Genomic DNA, 2,500 nt, shown 5'->3' with positions numbered 1-2,500 from the left:
AAAGATTAAAATTTAATTACTCTCGCTGTTAGTTCAAATAATACAATTAAGTAAACGAAAATTAGATTTAAGATTGTAGATAAAAGATTAGTGAATTCGGATTTAGAAAAAAATCAGAAATCAGGAATTGGAAATCATAAATCAAGAATCATATTGTCTCGTAGCTCAGCTGGTTAGAGTATTACACTGATAATGTAGGGGTCGACAGTTCGAGTCTGTCCGAGACAACTATTACTTAAAAAAAGAAGAAATTCTGGAGTTGAGAGATTATGGGTATTCATTCATAATTCATAATTCACAATTCATAATTAAATTGGGGGATTAGCTCAGCTGGCTAGAGCGCCTGCCTTGCACGCAGGAGGTCAACGGTTCGACTCCGTTATTCTCCACAAATTCGAAAGAATTAAAGTTCATTGACATATTGAGATAAGAAATAATAAAAAGCAGAAAGCAGATTTTCTAATTTATTAGAAAATCGAAACAAAAACGGTCATAATTAAATTTATGATTGGTACAATAAGCAAAATAAGGGCGTATGGGGGATGCCTAGGCTCTCAGAGGCGATGAAGGGCGTGATAAGCTGCGAAAAGCTACGGGGATCGGCACACACGACTTGATCCGTAGATACCCGAATGGGGCAACCCACTATGTTGAAGACATAGTACACCGATAGGTGGGCAAACCCGCTGAACTGAAACATCTAAGTAGGCGGAGGAGAAGAAAACAAAAGTGATTCCGTAAGTAGTGGCGAGCGAACGCGGATTAGCCCAAACCAATGATGTTACGGCATTGTTGGGGTTGTAGGACCACGACATTTTATGCACAAGGAACTAGAATCTACTGGAAAGTAGAACCAAAGAGGGTGATAGTCCTGTATAGGTAACAAGTGTAATGAATAGTGGTATCCTGAGTAGGGCGGGGCACGTGAAACCCTGTCTGAATTTGGCGGGACCATCCGCTAAGGCTAAATACTCCTGAGAGACCGATAGTGAACCAGTACCGTGAGGGAAAGGTGAAAAGAACCGTGAATAACGGAGTGAAATAGATCCTGAAACCATACGCTTACAAGCGGTCGGAGCCCTTTCGTGGGGTGACGGCGTGCCTTTTGCATAATGAGCCTACGAGTTAACGTTGCTGGCAAGGATAAGTGGTTAAGCCACGGATCCGTAGCGAAAGCGAGTCTGAATAGGGCGCTTTAGTCAGTAGTGTTAGACGCGAAACCGTGTGATCTACCCATGGGCAGGATGAAGCTGTGGTAACACACAGTGGAGGTCCGAACCGGTTGACGTTGAAAAGTCTTCGGATGACCTGTGGGTAGGGGTGAAAGGCCAATCAAACTCGGAAATAGCTCGTACTCCCCGAAATGCATTTAGGTGCAGCGTTGGTCATAAAGTTATATAGAGGTAGAGCTACTGATTGGATGCGGGGGCTTCACCGCCTACCAATTCCTGACAAACTCCGAATGCTATATAATGTTTACCAGCAGTGAGGGCTTGGGTGCTAAGGTCCAAGTCCGAGAGGGAAAGAACCCAGACCATCAGCTAAGGTCCCCAAATATATGTTAAGTTGAAAGAACGAGGTTTGTCTGCCCAGACAGCTAGGATGTTGGCTTGGAAGCAGCCATTCATTTAAAGAGTGCGTAACAGCTCACTAGTCGAGCGGACGAGCATGGATAATAATCGGGCATAAACATATTACCGAAGCTATGGATTTGATATTTATTTATCAAGTGGTAGGGGAGCATTCTCACAGGGTAGAAGGTGTGTCGTAAGGCATGCTGGACCGGTGAGAAAAGAAAATGTAGGCATAAGTAACGATAATGCGGGCGAGAAACCCGCACACCGAAAGACTAAGGTTTCCACAGCTATGCTAATCAGCTGTGGGTTAGTCGGGACCTAAGGCGAACCCGAAAGGGACAGTCGATGGACAACGGGTTAATATTCCCGTACTACTTATTACTGTGATGGGGTGACGGAGTGATGAAAGTGTCGCGAACTGACGGAATAGTTCGTTGAAGGTTGTAGCTATATTCTAGATAGGCAAATCCGTTTAGAATGGCAAAGACCGATAGTACTCGGAGGCTTCGGCCAAAGAGATAGTACACCTAAGGGCTTCCAAGAAAAACCTCTAAACTTCAGGTAATGAGTACCCGTACCGTAAACCGACACAGGTAGTCGAGGAGAGAATCCTAAGGTGCTCGAGAGATTCATGGCTAAGGAATTAGGCAAAATAGACCCGTAACTTCGGGAGAAGGGTCGCCACGCTTCTGGCGTGGCCGCAGTGAAGAGGTCCAGGCGACTGTTTATCAAAAACACAGGGCTCTGCAAAATCGTAAGATGAAGTATAGGGCCTGACACCTGCCCGGTGCTGGAAGGTTAAGTGGAGATGTTATGGGTAACCAGAAGCATTGAAATGAAGCCCCAGTAAACGGCGGCCGTAACTATAACGGTCCTAAGGTAGCGAAATTCCTTGTCGGGTAAGTTCCGACCTGCACGAATGG

2 tRNA genes and 1 rRNA gene are annotated in these 2,500 nt (G+C 45.1%); all 3 read left to right on the top strand.

Going from position 1 to position 2,500, the window contains the following annotated elements:
• Positions 1–154: 154 nt before the first annotated feature.
• Positions 155–228: transfer RNA gene (locus DB895_RS13935), tRNA-Ile, on the top strand.
• An 87-nt stretch (positions 229–315) separates the two neighbouring features.
• A tRNA-Ala gene (locus DB895_RS13930) sits at positions 316–389 on the top strand.
• Between the two features lie 126 nt (positions 390–515).
• Positions 516–2,500, top strand: a 23S ribosomal RNA gene (locus tag DB895_RS13925); the annotation flags it as partial.

It is taken from the genome of Flavobacterium psychrotolerans (assembly GCF_003097635.1).
Lineage (GTDB): Bacteria > Bacteroidota > Bacteroidia > Flavobacteriales > Flavobacteriaceae > Flavobacterium > Flavobacterium psychrotolerans.
The sequence above is the reverse complement of the archived record's forward strand: the minus strand, read 5'-3'. Positions and strand labels throughout refer to the sequence as shown.